This is a genomic window from Streptococcus sp. 2_1_36FAA (assembly GCF_000161955.2).
In the GTDB taxonomy this organism is placed as follows: Bacteria; Bacillota; Bacilli; order Lactobacillales; family Streptococcaceae; genus Streptococcus; species Streptococcus gordonii.
This window is the reverse complement of sequence record NZ_KI391975.1, coordinates 1-14701: the sequence shown is the minus strand read 5'-3', so window position 1 is coordinate 14701 and position 14701 is coordinate 1. Positions and strand designations below refer to the sequence as shown.

Below are 14701 nucleotides of genomic sequence, written 5' to 3'. Positions count from 1 at the left end.
GACATGCACATTTTTGATGAGCTCAAAGAACGTGGGTTGATTTTTCAAACTACTGATGAAGAAGCCCTGCGCCAAGAACTAGAAGAAGGTCAAGTCTCTTATTATACTGGATATGACCCAACAGCAGACAGCCTGCACCTTGGTCACCTTGTAGCCATCTTAACAAGCCGTCGCCTACAGTTGGCTGGACACAAACCTTACGCCTTAGTTGGAGGAGCAACTGGTCTTATTGGCGACCCATCTTTTAAGGATGCTGAACGTAGTTTACAAACCAAAGAAACCGTAGAAGGCTGGGTTAAAAGCATCCAAGGGCAGCTTGCAGGCTTGCTTGACTTTGAAAACGGCCAGAACAAAGCTGAAATGGTTAATAACTACGACTGGTTTTCAGATATCAGTTTTATCGATTTCCTACGTGACGTTGGAAAATACTTCACAGTCAACTACATGATGAGTAAAGAATCTGTTAAAAAACGGATTGAAACAGGGATTTCATATACTGAATTTGCCTACCAAATCATGCAAGGATACGACTTTTTCATCTTAAATCAAAAACACAATGTTACTCTGCAAATTGGTGGTTCTGATCAATGGGGAAATATGACTGCTGGAACAGAACTCTTGCGTCGTAAAGCTGACAAGACTGGACACGTCATTACTGTTCCTCTTATCACCGATGCTAGCGGTAAGAAATTTGGTAAATCAGAAGGAAATGCTGTTTGGCTGAACGCTGACAAGACAAGCCCATATGAAATGTACCAATTCTGGATGAATGTCATGGACGATGATGCCGTTCGTTTCCTTAAAATTTTCACCTTCCTAAGCTTAGATGAGATTGAGGAGATCCGCAAGCAGTTTGAGGCAGCACCACATGAACGTTTGGCTCAGAAAATCTTAGCACGTGAAGTGGTCACTCTAGTTCATGGCGAAAAAGCTTACCAAGAAGCCTTAAATATTACAGAACAGCTATTTGCAGGAAATATTAAGAACCTTTCTGTTAAAGAGCTGAAACAAGGACTCCGTGGTGTTCCAAATTATCAAGTCCAAGCAGAAGACAACCTCAACATTGTTGATTTACTTGTTACTGCTGGAGTTGTTAATTCCAAACGTCAGGCGCGTGAAGATGTCCAAAACGGAGCTATCTACGTCAATGGAGACCGCATCCAAGACCTTGACTATACTTTGAGCGATGCAGACAAATTAGAAAATGAATTGACCGTCATCCGCCGTGGTAAGAAAAAATACTTTGTCTTGACTTATTAAGAAAGTAAAACCACGAAGTTTCGTATGAACTTCGTGGTTTTCTTATATACTTTTCCCTAGAATTATGTAAGGTCACTCCCCAGCTAAAAAGTTATTACAGCCATTCTTTTCCCCATTGATTTAAGTCCTTTAAAATCGGCATCAGTGATTTACCTTTTTCTGTTAGCTGATATTCTGTATGGAGTGGCATAGTCTCAAAATCAAATTTCTCAACCAATTGGTTCTCTATCAAAACATCTAGTCCACGTGTTAGACTGATAGTTGTAATCCCTTCAACTTCTCTTCTCAATTGATTGAAGCGGACTTTCTTATTCTTGTTTATAACCCATAATATATTCAGCCTCCATTTTCCACCAACAACATCTAAAACCCGAGACATACTACAGTTCCAATTTTTATTTGTTAACATTTTTTCTCCTTACAAAAATGTGCCTACTTTACAACTTATTTATAAAGCATTATAATCTTTTTATCATTTATTTTAAAGGAGTTATTTATGTTTATTATAAATCTTACCTATATTGAGCCACTTGAGGCAGTTGAAAAATATTTACAAGAACACATAAATTTTCTGAACCATTATTATGCGGAAGGTTTGTTTATTGCATCTGGTAGAAAAAATCCAAGAACTGGAGGAATTATCCTTATGCAAGGTAAGAATAAAGAAGTTGTTCAAGAAATCATTAGGCAAGACCCATTCTACAAAAATAAGATTGCCCAATATGATATCATTGAATTTGAGGCAAGTAAATATTGTCCTGAATTGAAAACTTTACTAACCAATCAAGTCGATGGAAATAAATAAATTTGATAAACTAGCGCAATTAAAGAAATCCAAAATCGTCAGATTGTTTGCTATATAGATGCTCTTTTGTTACACTACTAGTATGAATACAAACCTCAAACCTAAACTCCAGCGCTTTACTTCTGCTAGTGCCTTTGCCTGCCCCATCTGCCAAGAAAATCTGAGATTGGTCGAGACTAGTCTCAAGTGTAGCAACCGCCATTCTTTTGACATTGCAAAATACGGTTACGTAAACTTAGCACCCCAGATAAGACAATCAAAAGACTATGATAAAGACAACTTTATTCAGCGCCAAATCATCTTAGAGGCTGGCTTTTACCAACATATTTTACAGGAAATTGAAGTTTTTTTGCAACAATCACCTGATACTCAAACTATTTTAGATGTTGGTTGTGGCCAAGGATACTATAGTATGGAATTGCAAAAAGTTTTCCCAGACAAAGATTTCTATGCTTTTGATATTTCCAAAGACTCCATCCAGCTAGCTAGCAAGACTGATACTAGCCTTTCTATCAATTGGTTTGTGGGAGATTTGGCCAAACTTCCTATCAAACATCATAGTATTGATCTTATTTTAGATATTTTTTCTCCTGCAAACTACCAGGAATTCCAACGTGTATTGACTAAACAAGGACTCCTGCTCAAGGTCATTCCTACCAGTCAGCATGTTCAGGAAATCCGCAAAAAAGTTGCTGGGCAACTGCAAAAGCAAGATTATTCTAACCAGGATATACTAGACCATTTTAAGACTTCATTTGAAATTCTTGAACAAAAAGAGGTTACTGTCACCTATCCAATCAATGAAATCCAAAAGGAAGCTCTCATTGGCATGACCCCCCTCCTCTTTCATATTAAGCAGGAAGAAATTGATTGGTCTGATCTCACAGAAATTACCATTTCTGCTACCATTCTGATTGGAAAAAGCAAAAAAGACAAGCTTTAAAAGCTTGTCTTTTTAATATCTTCTCTTATTTAATACGATAGTAAAAACTACCTTGTTCAGCAAAGGACTGGATACCAACCCCAGTCCAAAGGCGGTCACGACTAGTATCAGAGCTATCTTTAAAGTTTTCTGTATCAGCAAGCTTGACACCACTTGGAATAAATTCTAGCAAGAAACCTCCTGTTTGGCCACCATATACACCGCCAGCTGCTGTTCCGTAGTCGGTTAAGGAAGCACCGCCAAATTCATATTCAGCTGAAACTAGACCATTTTCATCAAATACAAGTTGTTCCCCTTTATCATTTTGCCAAGTCCCTTGGATACTTGCAAAATTTCCATCAGCCAATTCACTAATGTTCATTTTTTTCTCCGTTTCCTGACTAGGGCTTGTAGAACTTTCTGAAGTCTTACTGGATTCAGAGCTGGTCGAAGTTACTGAACTCTTCGAAGATGCTATTTGACTTGAAGAAGCTGAACTCTCTTTTGTTTCTCCTTTTCCAGAACATCCTGACAAGACTAGTCCTCCTCCTAAAGCTATTAAAATAGTTGTTAACAATATTCTTTTTTTCATATTTTTCCTCATTTGTCAGGCTTAAAAAATAAGCCCTTTTCTATTTTCTAGTATAGGACTTATTGTATCTTTTTTCTATTAATTTAGCAACCGTCTTACTGATCAACTCGGTAGTAAGCTGCACTTGCGATATCTTCTGGCATTCCTTGACCTGCAAAAATTCTATCACGATTTGTATCAGAAGTATCTCCTTCTGGTACAATGGCATTTCCCTTCATCACAAACCAGATTGAATAACCTGTTAATCCCGTTTGAACATTTACGATCAAATTGCCTGCAGCATCATAGTTGAAAGAAGAAATGCTAGTTTCATCAGCCACTATGCCCTTCTCATCAAAGGTAATTGTCTGACCTTCAGCATTCTTCCATGTCCCTTTTACGCTTGTAAAATTCCCATGAGTCATCGCATTAAAATCAAATACAGTTGAACGAGCCTTTATTTGCTCCTTACCTTCTGCTTGGTCACTCGGTTTTCCAGTCTCATTTGAAGGTTTCTCTGAGGTCGAATTAGTTGTTACGCTACTAGAATCCTCACTTGATTCCTTCTTGGTTGAGCTTTGGCTAGACTGACTTGTGCTAATTCTGGACTGTGAAGTTGTTGAGGAAGGTTTATTTTCAGAAATGGTAAAAAATTTAAAATAAATAAACACGACTGCTATAACGATAAACAATGCTGTGATTAAGCCAATAAGTAGCTTCTTACTCATATAATTTCCTCCCCTTAACCGGTTCTTTATTTCATTGTAATAGAATTGTAATATTAAGTCAAGATGTTTTACAAAATATTACAATGAGAGACCAAGCAGGTTCAAAAGAAAGTGAGATCTTATCTTAAATTAAGCATTAATCAACTGATAAGACCTTATAAATCGTTTTAGCTAAAGCCGCTTCATAGTCAGATACACTATAAAGTTTATCCGTTGTCACTTGAGCTGTCTGTTTTTCTATGTCCACAGCCACATCTGACACTCCCTCCATAGATAGGAAATGCTGGGTGACGTGTTTGACACAGTTTTGACAAGATAAGTTTTCTAATTGGACTGTTTGTTTCATAGATTTATTCCTCCGTATACTTAGTTCATTTTAAAGCGTCCTAGACGCAGAGCATTGACGACAACCGATACTGAGCTCAAGCTCATGGCTAGACCAGCCAACATAGGATTGAGTAAGGGACCACCAAAAAGATGTAATAGACCCATTGCTATCGGGATGCCTAATGTATTATAAGCAAAGGCCCAGAAAAGATTTTCCTTGATATTGCGAATGGTCGCCTGGCTAAGCTTGATAGCCTTGACCACATCCTGCAAGTCACTATGCATGAGCACTACATCTGCTGATTCGATAGCTACATCAGCGCCTGATCCGATAGCAATCCCAACATCTGCCTGAACCAGAGCAGGTGCGTCATTGATACCGTCTCCGACCATAGCCAGTTTTTTCCCAGCTTCCTGCAAGCTCTTAATAGCAGTGGCCTTACCATCTGGCAATACACCTGCGATAACTTTTTGGATGCCAGCTTTCTGGGCAATAGCTTTCGCTGTTTCCTCACGATCCCCTGTCAGCATGATAACTTCCAGCCCCATAGACTGGAGTTCACTCACCGCCGACAGGCTGCTGGACTTCATCTCATCTGCTACCGCTAGAATACCAGCCAGCTGTCCATCTATTGCGACAAACATAGCTGTCTTTCCTTCTTGGGAAAGCTCTAACAACTGTTCTTGAAAAGCACCGCAGTCAATGTTCTTTTCTTTCATCAAAGACTCATTTCCCACCAGAAGCCGTCTGCCCTCGACCTGAGCTGCCAAGCCTCGTCCAACTATGGCCTCAAAATGGCTGACTGGCAGTAAGTTAAGCTCTTCCTCTTCAGCCGCTTCCAAGATAGCCTGAGCCAAAGGATGCTCAGAATGCTGCTCAGCACTAGCTATTAGCTGCAACAAGTCAGACCGATTCAAATCGCCCAAGGGTAGTAGATCTGTCAGACTAGGCTTACCAACCGTAATCGTCCCAGTCTTATCAAGAATAATAGTATCCAGTTGATATGCTGCTTCCAAAGCTTGTCCAGACTTAATCAGAATTCCATTTTCAGCCCCTTTACCAGTCCCAACCATTATAGCTGTCGGAGTGGCTAATCCTAGCGCACAAGGGCAGGCAATGACCAAGACTGCGATAAAGATTGACAGAGAAAAGCTAAGACTCTCACCAGCTAGAAAATACCAGCCAAGCGCAGACAAAGTAGCTAAGCTCAGCACGATTGGAACAAAATAGAGCGAAATCTTATCGGCTAAAGCCGCTATCGGTGCCTTAGACCCCTGCGCTTCCTCCACCAATCTGACAATCTGAGCTAAGGTCGTATCCGAACCCACCCTAGTTGCTTGGTAGTCAATACTTCCATTCTGATTGATCGTTGCACTGGTAATGGTATCGCCAACCTTTTTCTCAATTGGGACACTTTCACCAGTCATCATGGACTCATCCACAAAGGTCTGCCCCTCCGTCACAAGGCCATCTACTGGCATACGCTCTCCTGGTTTGATACGGATAATGTCTCCAACTCGGATATCCTCTGTATCAATGGTCACAGCCTCACCATAGCGAATCACTGTCGCCTGACTAGGCACCAACTCAAGCAGAGACTGAATTGCCTGAGACGTTCTCCCCTTAGCTGAACTTTCCAGATATTTGCCCAGAAGAACCAAGGTAATAATCACTGCAACAGACTCAAAGTAAAGCTGATGGACAAAGGGATGATGACCTAGAAAAACCTGACTGACCGAGTAGAGACTGTAAAGAAACGCTGCGCTGGTCCCCACCGCAATCAAACTATCCATATTAGGATGGCGCTTGATAAGATTGCGAAATCCTCTCTGATAAAAGCCACGACCGATCCACACAGCTGGCAACGTTAAAAGCAGTTGTGACAGAACGAAGACCAAGGGATGCGCCATATGATCAAAGAAGCTAGGCATGGGAAGGCCAACCATACTTCCCATAGAGATATAAAGCAAAGGCAGAGCCGTAAGCAAAAGAATCAGTAGCTCTTGTTTCTTTCTTCGTAATGCTTGCGCTCTGGCTACAGCCTCTTCGTTTACATCAGACGGTTTGGCTATGCCTTTTTCTTCAGCCTGATAACCGGCCTCAGCTACCGCATCTAGAACTTGCTGACTATCAAATCCCGCCTTAGGAACTAAACTGAGACGTTCTGTGGCTAGATTGACATTAACATCCTCGACCGTTTCTAAATCCTTGACCGCCATCTCAACTGTCATAGCACAAGCTGCACAGGTCATTCCTGATAGCTTGTATTCTTTTTTCTCCATCATAATCTCCTTATCTACGACCACAGCGACACTGACCTTGCGGACAATGGCATTCAATTTCTAGTGGGGCTGAAGCCCTTTTCTTATCAATGGCCTGACTAAGCAACTGCAAATCTCCTTGGCTGAACTGACTTCTCTCAATCATCGAAATCAAAAGTTCTCCATGCTTGGTGTTACAGATATTATCAAAGAGAGCCTGCAAAGTACTTTCCAGATGATCTGATTCTAAAATACGAGCATCATAGTAGAACTTACCCTCTATCTTTTCCATGGCAATAAATTCTTTTGTCTTGAGGCGATTCAAAAGGGTCTTGATGGTTGCCGGCTTCCATGAGAAGTCTGCCTCCAAACGCGCTATAATCTCTGTGCTACGGCTATGCGGATATGCCCATAACACGCGCATAACTTGCCATTCTGCTTGGCTAATATTTTGCTGTTCCATTGTTTAACACTTCCTTATTATTTACATTTGTAATTCAATACTTTATTAGTTTACATTTGTAATCGAGATTTGTCAAGTATTTTTATCGATACCTTCCGAGATACAAAAAAGAAGGCGGGATAATCCCGTCTTCTCAACTTTTTCTATATTAGTGTGCCAACATCTCTTGGGCAATTTCTTGACCTGTCAACTTACTTGGATAGTAGGTTGGCCAGTTTTCCAGCTCATCAAAGAGGGCCTCCTGGCTTTCACCACCATAGAAGATATGGAAATGAGCCGCCTTGGTCGGTGCAATATTATGATCGCTAAACTGAACATACTTGTACTGGCCAGCATCTTTATCTGTCGCTTCAAACATAAATCGAACTCCACGATTTCCCTTAGAGTATGTCAGAGTGTGCTTACCAACGTATTTATAAGTATATTTCTTGGATTTTCCATCTACCACAAATTCCATAGTTTTATCTGTGATATTGATATTGGAAACATCTGTCTTGTAGCCTTTATCATAGTAGTCCTTGTATTCAGCAGCTGTCATTTTTCCAGTCAACTTCGCTTTATAGTCAAAGACTTGGTCCAAGGTACCGTCCTTCAGATAAGGATATACAGACTGCCATTCGCCCGCATAGTCAGACAAGGACCGATCCTTGACGGCACTGTCTTCAAAGTAGCCATTTTGAACAGTCTTAGTATCTTCTTCTTTCTCAGCTGCAATCTCTGCTCCCTCTTGATCAGTCGTTTTCTTAAGTGCCTTTAGATTAGCCTGCATGATCGAAATATAGTCTGCCCCATCCTTTGTCTGCTCTTCGGTCAAGCTTTCCAGTGGATTCAAGACATCTAATTCTACTCCTGTTTCCTTAGCCAAAGTGGAAGCTAAGGCCTGAGAAGCATTTTCTTCAAAGTAGATATACTTGATTTTATTCTTCTTGATGTACTCGGTCAATTCAGCCAAGCGTGAAGCCGATGGTTCACTGTCTGGTGAAAGTCCAGAAATTGGAACCTGCTTCAAACCATAGTCCAATGCTAGATAGTTAAAGGCAGCGTGTTGAGTAACAAAGCTCTTTTGCTTGGCATTAGCCAAACCAGCTTCATATTCCTTATCCAAGGCTTCTAGCTTCTTGATATAAGCTGCAGCATTTTTCTCAAAAGCAGCTTTCTTGTCAGGATAAGCTTTGCTCAAGCTATCTCGGATGTGCTCCACCATTTGAATGGCCCGCTTTGGAGACAGCCAAACATGAGGATCGTACTCATGATGGTGTCCCTCTTCACCATGATCATGGTCGTCTTCCTCTTCTCCTCCAGGAAGTAAGAGCATCTTTCCAGTCGCCTTGATTACAGTTTCCTTCTTATTCTTCAATGTCTTGAGCAAATCTGGTACCCAAGTTTCCATATTTTCATTTTCATAGACAAAGGCATCTGCGTCCTGAATCGTCGCAACCGCCTTTGCAGAAGGTTCATAATCATGTGGCTCTGTTCCAGCACCAATTAGAAGATCAACGTTGGCTTCATCTCCAGCCACCTGCTTGGTAAACTCATAAACGGGATAAAAAGTCGTGACAATATTGAGCTTGCCATCTGCTTTTTTCTGATTGGAACAAGCCACCAAGAATACACTCAATAAACCAACTAATAGTAAGCTAATTTTCTTCATTTTTCACTCCTATTTCACAAATTTTTTGATCAAATTGACCAGTAAAAACAAACTGACGAAAATAATTGTTATACTAGCGCTTGCTGGCGTCTCTGCATAGTAAGAAATATACAGACCAGCAATCATACCAAAGAAACCGATGATATTTGCTAGCAAAATAACCGATTTAAAGTTTTTCCCAATCCGCAGAGCAATACTGGCCGGCAAGACCATAATGGTCGAAACCAGCAAAGCTCCCGCAGCCGGAATCATGAGGGCTATTGCAACTCCCGTCACAATATTAAAGAGAATAGACATAGTCCGCACCGGCAGCCCATCCACAAATGCCGTATCCTCATCAAAGGTCAAGATGTACATAGGCCGAATGAAGAGGAAGGTTAAGACAAGTACCACAGTGGCAATAACAAAAAGAGAAATCACCTGCTCCGTACTAATCGTCACAATGGAGCCAAATAGATACTGATCCAAACTCATCGAGCTAGAACTCTTCCCCTTACTCATAACAATCAGAGAAATAGCTAAGCCAGTAGACATGAGAATAGCCGTACCGATTTCCATAAAATTCTTATAAATAGTCCGCAAGTACTCTAAAAAGACTGCTGCTATCATGACCACAATCACCGTTGTGAGAGTCGGTGACAAGCCCAGAACCAAGCCAAAAGCAACACCTGCCAGTGAAACGTGACTAAGCGTATCACTCATAAGACTCTGCCGACGTAAAATCAGGAAGGTCCCCAGAATTGGTGAGAAGAGGCTCATGGCAATAACTGCCAAAAAGGCTCGTTGCATAAAATCATAAGAAAATAGATTAAGCATGACTCACCTCCTGTCCATTATCGCTTTCATGCACATTGAAACAGCGCCAAGGTGAGTCCTGATTCCGAACCAAATGAATATTACGGTCAGCATACTTACGGACTTCCTCCGGATCGTGCGTAATCATCAAGACAGCTTTCCCATGCTTATGAGCACTATGGTGCATGAGCTTGTAAAAATCATCTTTACTGCCTGCATCCATCCCTGTTGTTGGCTCATCTAGGACAAATATATCTGGGTCTGAAGCAAACATCCGAGCAATCACAGCTCTCTGCTTTTGCCCGCCAGAAAGAGAACCAATCCGCTTATCTCGATGTTCCCACATTCCAACCGACTCCAGACTTACCTTGATATGTTCCTCATCATGCTCGTTCAAACGACGAAACCAACCCTTACGCGGATAACGTCCCGACTTGACAAACTCATATACCGTACTAGGAAAACCAGCATTAAAGCTAGCAATCTGCTGAGGTAGATAAGCAATCCTTAGTTTCTTTCCTTGAGTATTTGTCTTAGAAATCTTAACCTCTCCATGCTTAGGCTGCAAAATACCTAAACTAGCTTTGATCAGAGTAGTCTTAGCAGCTCCGTTCTCCCCTGTCAGCGTAACAAACTCTCCACTATCCAAAAAATAATGAATATGTTCTAGAACAGGTTCTTTATCATAGTAGAAAGATAAATTTTCCACTGTTATATATCTCATTTCCCAATTTCTCCCACTAAGGCCTCCAAAAATTTTTCAATTGCTTGCTGTTCATCTTGAGAAAATCTATCCAGTAAACTTTGATAAGTTTCCAAGGTATGAGCGTGATGATGCTCATGTTCATCAGCAATTGGCTGTGCTAATTCAGTTAAGCGATAAAAAGTTACTCTAGCATCCTTCTTATCTTTGAAAGTCTCCAACATCCCTTGATTTATTAAAGACTTAACAGCCTTCGTTACAGCGGCCTGACTTACATTTAATTTTTTAGCTAAATCAGAGTTGGTCAACATCTCTTCAGCTAACAACATCAAAATATGTTCTTGTGTATTCGTTAAAGCAACATTACTCGTACATAAACCAACTAGAATCTCATGTTGATTCTCAGCCTTCAAAATAATCTCATTTAAAAAAGAATCAATCTTATGAGCTAACTGTGACATGATTTCCCTCCCTCTCTTTACTTAACCAGTTAATATTTCACTGGTTAATTATAACACAATTAAAAAAAGAATCAAATAAAAAGTTAAACTAGAATCAAAAAATTAATACAAACTAAATCATTTACTTTAAAATCAACAAAGTAAACACAATAAAAAAGAGATAAAAAATCCAATAAACTTAAGCTATACTGACGGCCGGGGTCGAACCAGTACTTCTATGAGGACACTGAATTTTGAGTTCTACGAATACTTTTTGAAATCTTATAACTTTGGTTTAATAGGGTTTTAGGACTTTCGAATCTCGAAAATAGACTCATTTTTCAAATTTCTGTAACTTATTGGTAACTCATCCTCCTCTCTTAAATAATTACTTCCATAAACAGTGAGTCATTCCTTTTATTTCTTAGTAGTTGAATAATACAACTGCTGATCTAAAAAATACTTTCTTTCTACATTTTTTAATATACTTTTATTAGCATAATTGATAAAATCTTAATAACAAAAATTATGGTTTATCTAATATTCCAATTACCTTACAACACAGGTTCATTGAATAGGATTAGATAACCGAAGCAATGTTGACACGAATGGAGGGGATTAATATTAAGAATTTAATAAGTGATGAAATGTCTAATAGACAAATCATCAAAGACTTTATTAGTAGTTTTATTAGTTCTTTAAGTGGAAAAGCTTTTAATTTCGCTTTAGGATTAATGTTACTGGACCAAACAAAATCGGCAATGAGTTTTGGAATCAATATGATCATCTATCCTTTAGTCAGTTTGATTTTCTTGGTTCCAATCGGTAATTTAGTAGACCGATACCGTCATAAAAAGATCTTAATTTATAATTTCATCTTCAGGCTCTTCATCTTCTTTCTGTTTTATGTTTTTTATTTTTTAACGAATTCAGCTACTATCTTGTATTTAGTAATACCGTTTGTCATCCTCCACTCTATTACAGTTAACATTAATGATACTTGTTATTCAGCTTCTATCCACGAGTTGGTAAACGATACAAAAATTCAGCGATTAAGTTCTGTTACACAAACCGCCATCTCTATTGCAACCATGCTCTCTCCAGCTATTGGAGTCATTTTTTATAATTGGTTAGGCTTCTCAGGCTTTATTCTAATAGAAATCATTGCAAATTTCCTTGCTTTAGGTATCTTACTTACAATGAAATTCTTCTATGAACACGAAGAACAGGAAACTGAGATTAAACAGAATGAAAAACATCAACATGGAGTCAAAGAAATTATCCGATTTTTAAAAGAAAATCAGATTGTCAAATATATTATTCTTGTTAGTGTTGTACTGAATTTCTTTTATACTTCCATTAGCATTGGAGTCCCATTTGTAGTCAAAGAGCAACTCTTATTAGATAATGCAACAGTAGGTATCCTAGAAACTATGTCTGCGGTTGGAATGTTATCAGCCAGTGTGTCGATGTCACTATTGCCAGACAAAAAAGAAAATAATACACTTCTCTCTTATAGAATTCGCGTTCCACTTTTTCTTCTAACCATCGCTATCGTTGGTTTGGGAATTACATTTGCAACTAGTAAAACCCAAGTGATTATTTCTTCCGTTGGCGGTTTATTCATGGGAATCATCGCATTTACTCTCGTTATTCTAAATATTGTCGTCATGACTTATCTTCAAAGTAGCATTGAAACGAATTATTTAGGAAGAGTAATGAGTACTTTGTTCACACTAAATACGTCTATCATGCCGATAGGTACCATTGTATTTACTTATCTATTTCAAAAGGACATAAACGGAGGTCTGATATTCATATTTGGAGGGGTTTCTCTCCTGATCTATACGATGATGATGTTACCTCGAATATATAGAATACTCCAAAAAGAAGGCACTTATTGAAATTGAAACAAAAGCAACACTAAAACTAAAAAGACAAGGTGAAAAAACCTTGTCTTTTTTTGAATGCTAACAACAACTAACCTGACTCAATAAGTAAAACTTAAAATATGAGTCAACTTTTTAGATAAGTCAATATGAAATAATCAAATTTTTTAAATAGATACTAAACATCATTTATAAATAATTTAACCCTGTTCGTAGATTTGACTCCTGTATACTTGCTGGTAACATTCATTAAATTTTCGACTGAAGAAATTAGATCTCCCAATTCTATAGCTTTTTCACTTTCTATGCTTATTCTATAAACTCGGTCCACTTTTTCACAATCTTAAAAAATCTCTAAGGAACAATTAACTGTTAAAATCTCTGAATTTCTCAACCATTTCTTCATTACTATACACAACCCCACCATTCCAACTTCTATTGGGCTTGTAAATCATTGAAATAAAATCAGAATAAAAAATATAATAGATAAAAGGTTTAAAAAAAATAAAAAATCATGATTTGAAACACTCAAATCAATCAATGACAAGGTGGTATTCTACTATAACAATTAATTCATATTATCACTTGTCCCCAAGCAAACAGAAACTATTGACTTATAAACTTGATATAATATTTAATAATGGAAAAATTAGTAACTCAAAAAAAGACAAGGTCCACAAATCTTGTCTCTTCAGTAAACTTAAGCTATACCGGCGGCCGGGGTCGAACCGGCACGTCCTTGCGGACACTGGATTTTGAGTCCAGCGCGTCTGCCAATTCCGCCACGCCGGCTCAAGTTTAACTGGGGTAGCTGGATTCGAACCAACGCATGAGGGAGTCAAAGTCCCTTGCCTTACCGCTTGGCTATACCCCAATATTAATAAATAGGCGAGTGATGGGGATCGAACCCACGCATGCCAGAGCCACAATCTGGTGTGTTAACCACTTCACCACACCCGCCATATTATCAAACACGGGCAGTAGGAATTGAACCCACACTGAAGGTTTTGGAGACCTTAGTTCTACCTTTAAACTATGCCCGTAAAGGTTTATGGAAGGGGAGGGATTCGAACCCCCGAACCCGAAGGAGCGGATTTACAGTCCGCCGCGTTTAGCCTCTTCGCTACCCTTCCAAAATCATATTAATAAAATGGCGCGAGACGGAATCGAACCGCCGACACATGGAGCTTCAATCCATTGCTCTACCAACTGAGCTACCGAGCCTTATTGCGGGAGCAGGATTTGAACCTACGACCTTCGGGTTATGAGCCCGACGAGCTACCTAGCTGCTCCATCCCGCGATACTATTATTCAACTAAAAGGAGGATGTGGGATTCGAACCCACGCACGCTTTTACACGCCTGACGGTTTTCAAGACCGTTCCCTTCAGCCGGACTTGGGTAATCCTCCAAGAAATGATATAGTCCGTACGGGATTCGAACCCGTGTTACCGCCGTGAAAAGGCGGTGTCTTAACCCCTTGACCAACGGACCATAAAATATTCAAATGGGCACGAGTGGACTCGAACCACCGACCTCACGCTTATCAGGCGTGCGCTCTAACCACCTGAGCTACGCGCCCAAGTTATTACAAACTTGGTATGAACCTTTCGTTCAAAGCGGGTGACGAGAATCGAACTCGCGACAACAGCTTGGAAGGCTGTAGTTTTACCACTAAACTACACCCGCTTGAATATGGGAGTTAACGGGATCGAACCGCTGACCCTCTGCTTGTAAGGCAGATGCTCTCCCAGCTGAGCTAAACTCCCAAGAGGTCGTTTAACTCAGCCAACGGTGAGAAACTGCGTTTCTCTTATCCGCCGATTGGAATCTCGAATGCCTCTCAATTCCAACTAAGCTAAACTCCCAAAAAGGAAGTTAATCCT

14 protein-coding genes and 12 tRNA genes are annotated in these 14701 nt (G+C 39.7%); 4 read left to right on the top strand and 22 right to left on the bottom strand.

What is annotated here, in order from left to right; all coding sequences use genetic code 11:
- Positions 1-3 precede the first annotated feature (3 nt).
- Complete coding sequence (tyrS, locus tag HMPREF0847_RS05385; protein ID WP_008810069.1) at positions 4-1260, top strand: tyrosine--tRNA ligase; 1257 nt, start codon at positions 4-6, stop codon at positions 1258-1260.
- Between the two features lie 94 nt (positions 1261-1354).
- Here the strand turns inward: tyrS and HMPREF0847_RS05380 are convergent, their stop codons facing one another.
- Positions 1355-1669, bottom strand: coding sequence for a winged helix-turn-helix transcriptional regulator (locus HMPREF0847_RS05380; RefSeq protein ID WP_020992694.1), 315 nt, complete (start codon positions 1667-1669; stop codon positions 1355-1357).
- Between the two features lie 87 nt (positions 1670-1756).
- Between HMPREF0847_RS05380 and HMPREF0847_RS05375 the strand changes: the two genes are divergently transcribed.
- Both HMPREF0847_RS05375 and HMPREF0847_RS05370 read left to right on the top strand, forming a co-directional pair.
- On the top strand, positions 1757-2065 hold the full coding sequence (locus HMPREF0847_RS05375; RefSeq protein WP_008810071.1) for a YciI family protein: 309 nt from the start codon (positions 1757-1759) through the stop codon (positions 2063-2065).
- Between the two features lie 82 nt (positions 2066-2147).
- Entirely contained in the window at positions 2148-3008 is an 861-nt protein-coding gene (locus HMPREF0847_RS05370) for a putative RNA methyltransferase (protein ID WP_008810072.1), read from the top strand.
- A gap of 25 nt (positions 3009-3033) precedes the next feature.
- Here the strand turns inward: HMPREF0847_RS05370 and HMPREF0847_RS05365 are convergent, their stop codons facing one another.
- The 9 genes from HMPREF0847_RS05365 to HMPREF0847_RS05325 all read right to left on the bottom strand — a co-directional run bounded on the left by HMPREF0847_RS05365 (position 3034) and on the right by HMPREF0847_RS05325 (position 10948).
- Positions 3034-3579: a DUF6287 domain-containing protein gene (locus tag HMPREF0847_RS05365; protein ID WP_008810073.1), complete on the bottom strand. Its 546-nt coding sequence runs from the start codon at positions 3577-3579 to the stop codon at positions 3034-3036.
- Positions 3580-3674: 95 nt separating this feature from the next.
- Complete coding sequence (locus HMPREF0847_RS05360; RefSeq protein WP_008810074.1) at positions 3675-4286, bottom strand: DUF6287 domain-containing protein; 612 nt, start codon at positions 4284-4286, stop codon at positions 3675-3677.
- A 136-nt stretch (positions 4287-4422) separates the two neighbouring features.
- A complete protein-coding gene (locus tag HMPREF0847_RS05355; protein WP_008810075.1) occupies positions 4423-4632 on the bottom strand; it encodes a heavy-metal-associated domain-containing protein in 210 nt (69 codons plus the stop codon).
- Between the two features lie 20 nt (positions 4633-4652).
- Positions 4653-6899: a heavy metal translocating P-type ATPase gene (locus HMPREF0847_RS05350; RefSeq protein WP_084624306.1), complete on the bottom strand. Its 2247-nt coding sequence runs from the start codon at positions 6897-6899 to the stop codon at positions 4653-4655.
- Between the two features lie 7 nt (positions 6900-6906).
- Complete coding sequence (locus tag HMPREF0847_RS05345; RefSeq protein ID WP_008810077.1) at positions 6907-7338, bottom strand: CopY/TcrY family copper transport repressor; 432 nt, start codon at positions 7336-7338, stop codon at positions 6907-6909.
- A 148-nt stretch (positions 7339-7486) separates the two neighbouring features.
- Positions 7487-8989 (bottom strand): zinc ABC transporter substrate-binding protein AdcA, encoded by a 1503-nt coding sequence (locus tag HMPREF0847_RS05340; protein ID WP_008810078.1) that lies wholly within the window; start codon positions 8987-8989, stop codon positions 7487-7489.
- A 9-nt stretch (positions 8990-8998) separates the two neighbouring features.
- Complete coding sequence (locus HMPREF0847_RS05335; protein WP_008810079.1) at positions 8999-9805, bottom strand: metal ABC transporter permease; 807 nt, start codon at positions 9803-9805, stop codon at positions 8999-9001.
- The gene (locus HMPREF0847_RS05330; RefSeq protein ID WP_008810080.1) at positions 9798-10508 is read right to left on the bottom strand and encodes a metal ABC transporter ATP-binding protein; all 711 of its coding nucleotides are present in this window, start codon (positions 10506-10508) and stop codon (positions 9798-9800) included. Before HMPREF0847_RS05330 ends, HMPREF0847_RS05335 begins: the two co-directional genes overlap by 8 nt.
- Entirely contained in the window at positions 10505-10948 is a 444-nt protein-coding gene (locus tag HMPREF0847_RS05325; RefSeq protein ID WP_008810081.1) for a zinc-dependent MarR family transcriptional regulator, read from the bottom strand. The genes HMPREF0847_RS05330 and HMPREF0847_RS05325 overlap by 4 nt, the downstream gene beginning before the upstream one ends.
- A gap of 626 nt (positions 10949-11574) precedes the next feature.
- Between HMPREF0847_RS05325 and HMPREF0847_RS05320 the strand changes: the two genes are divergently transcribed.
- The gene (locus HMPREF0847_RS05320) at positions 11575-12831 is read left to right on the top strand and encodes an MFS transporter (protein ID WP_008810082.1); all 1257 of its coding nucleotides are present in this window, start codon (positions 11575-11577) and stop codon (positions 12829-12831) included.
- A 693-nt stretch (positions 12832-13524) separates the two neighbouring features.
- Here the strand turns inward: HMPREF0847_RS05320 and HMPREF0847_RS05315 are convergent.
- The 12 genes from HMPREF0847_RS05315 to HMPREF0847_RS05260 all read right to left on the bottom strand — a co-directional run bounded on the left by HMPREF0847_RS05315 (position 13525) and on the right by HMPREF0847_RS05260 (position 14584).
- Positions 13525-13608: transfer RNA gene (locus HMPREF0847_RS05315), tRNA-Leu, on the bottom strand.
- Positions 13609-13618: 10 nt separating this feature from the next.
- Positions 13619-13690 (bottom strand) — tRNA-Gln (locus HMPREF0847_RS05310).
- A 13-nt stretch (positions 13691-13703) separates the two neighbouring features.
- Positions 13704-13776, bottom strand: a tRNA-His gene (locus HMPREF0847_RS05305).
- Between the two features lie 12 nt (positions 13777-13788).
- Positions 13789-13859 (bottom strand) — tRNA-Trp (locus HMPREF0847_RS05300).
- 9 nt (positions 13860-13868) lie between these two features.
- Positions 13869-13949 (bottom strand) — tRNA-Tyr (locus HMPREF0847_RS05295).
- 18 nt (positions 13950-13967) lie between these two features.
- Positions 13968-14040, bottom strand: a tRNA-Phe gene (locus HMPREF0847_RS05290).
- A gap of 3 nt (positions 14041-14043) precedes the next feature.
- A tRNA-Met gene (locus tag HMPREF0847_RS05285) sits at positions 14044-14117 on the bottom strand.
- A gap of 19 nt (positions 14118-14136) precedes the next feature.
- Positions 14137-14226, bottom strand: a tRNA-Ser gene (locus HMPREF0847_RS05280).
- Between the two features lie 11 nt (positions 14227-14237).
- Positions 14238-14309, bottom strand: a tRNA-Glu gene (locus HMPREF0847_RS05275).
- 14 nt (positions 14310-14323) lie between these two features.
- Positions 14324-14397 (bottom strand) — tRNA-Ile (locus HMPREF0847_RS05270).
- Positions 14398-14433: 36 nt separating this feature from the next.
- A tRNA-Gly gene (locus HMPREF0847_RS05265) sits at positions 14434-14504 on the bottom strand.
- A gap of 7 nt (positions 14505-14511) precedes the next feature.
- Positions 14512-14584: transfer RNA gene (locus tag HMPREF0847_RS05260), tRNA-Val, on the bottom strand.
- Positions 14585-14701 lie beyond the last annotated feature (117 nt).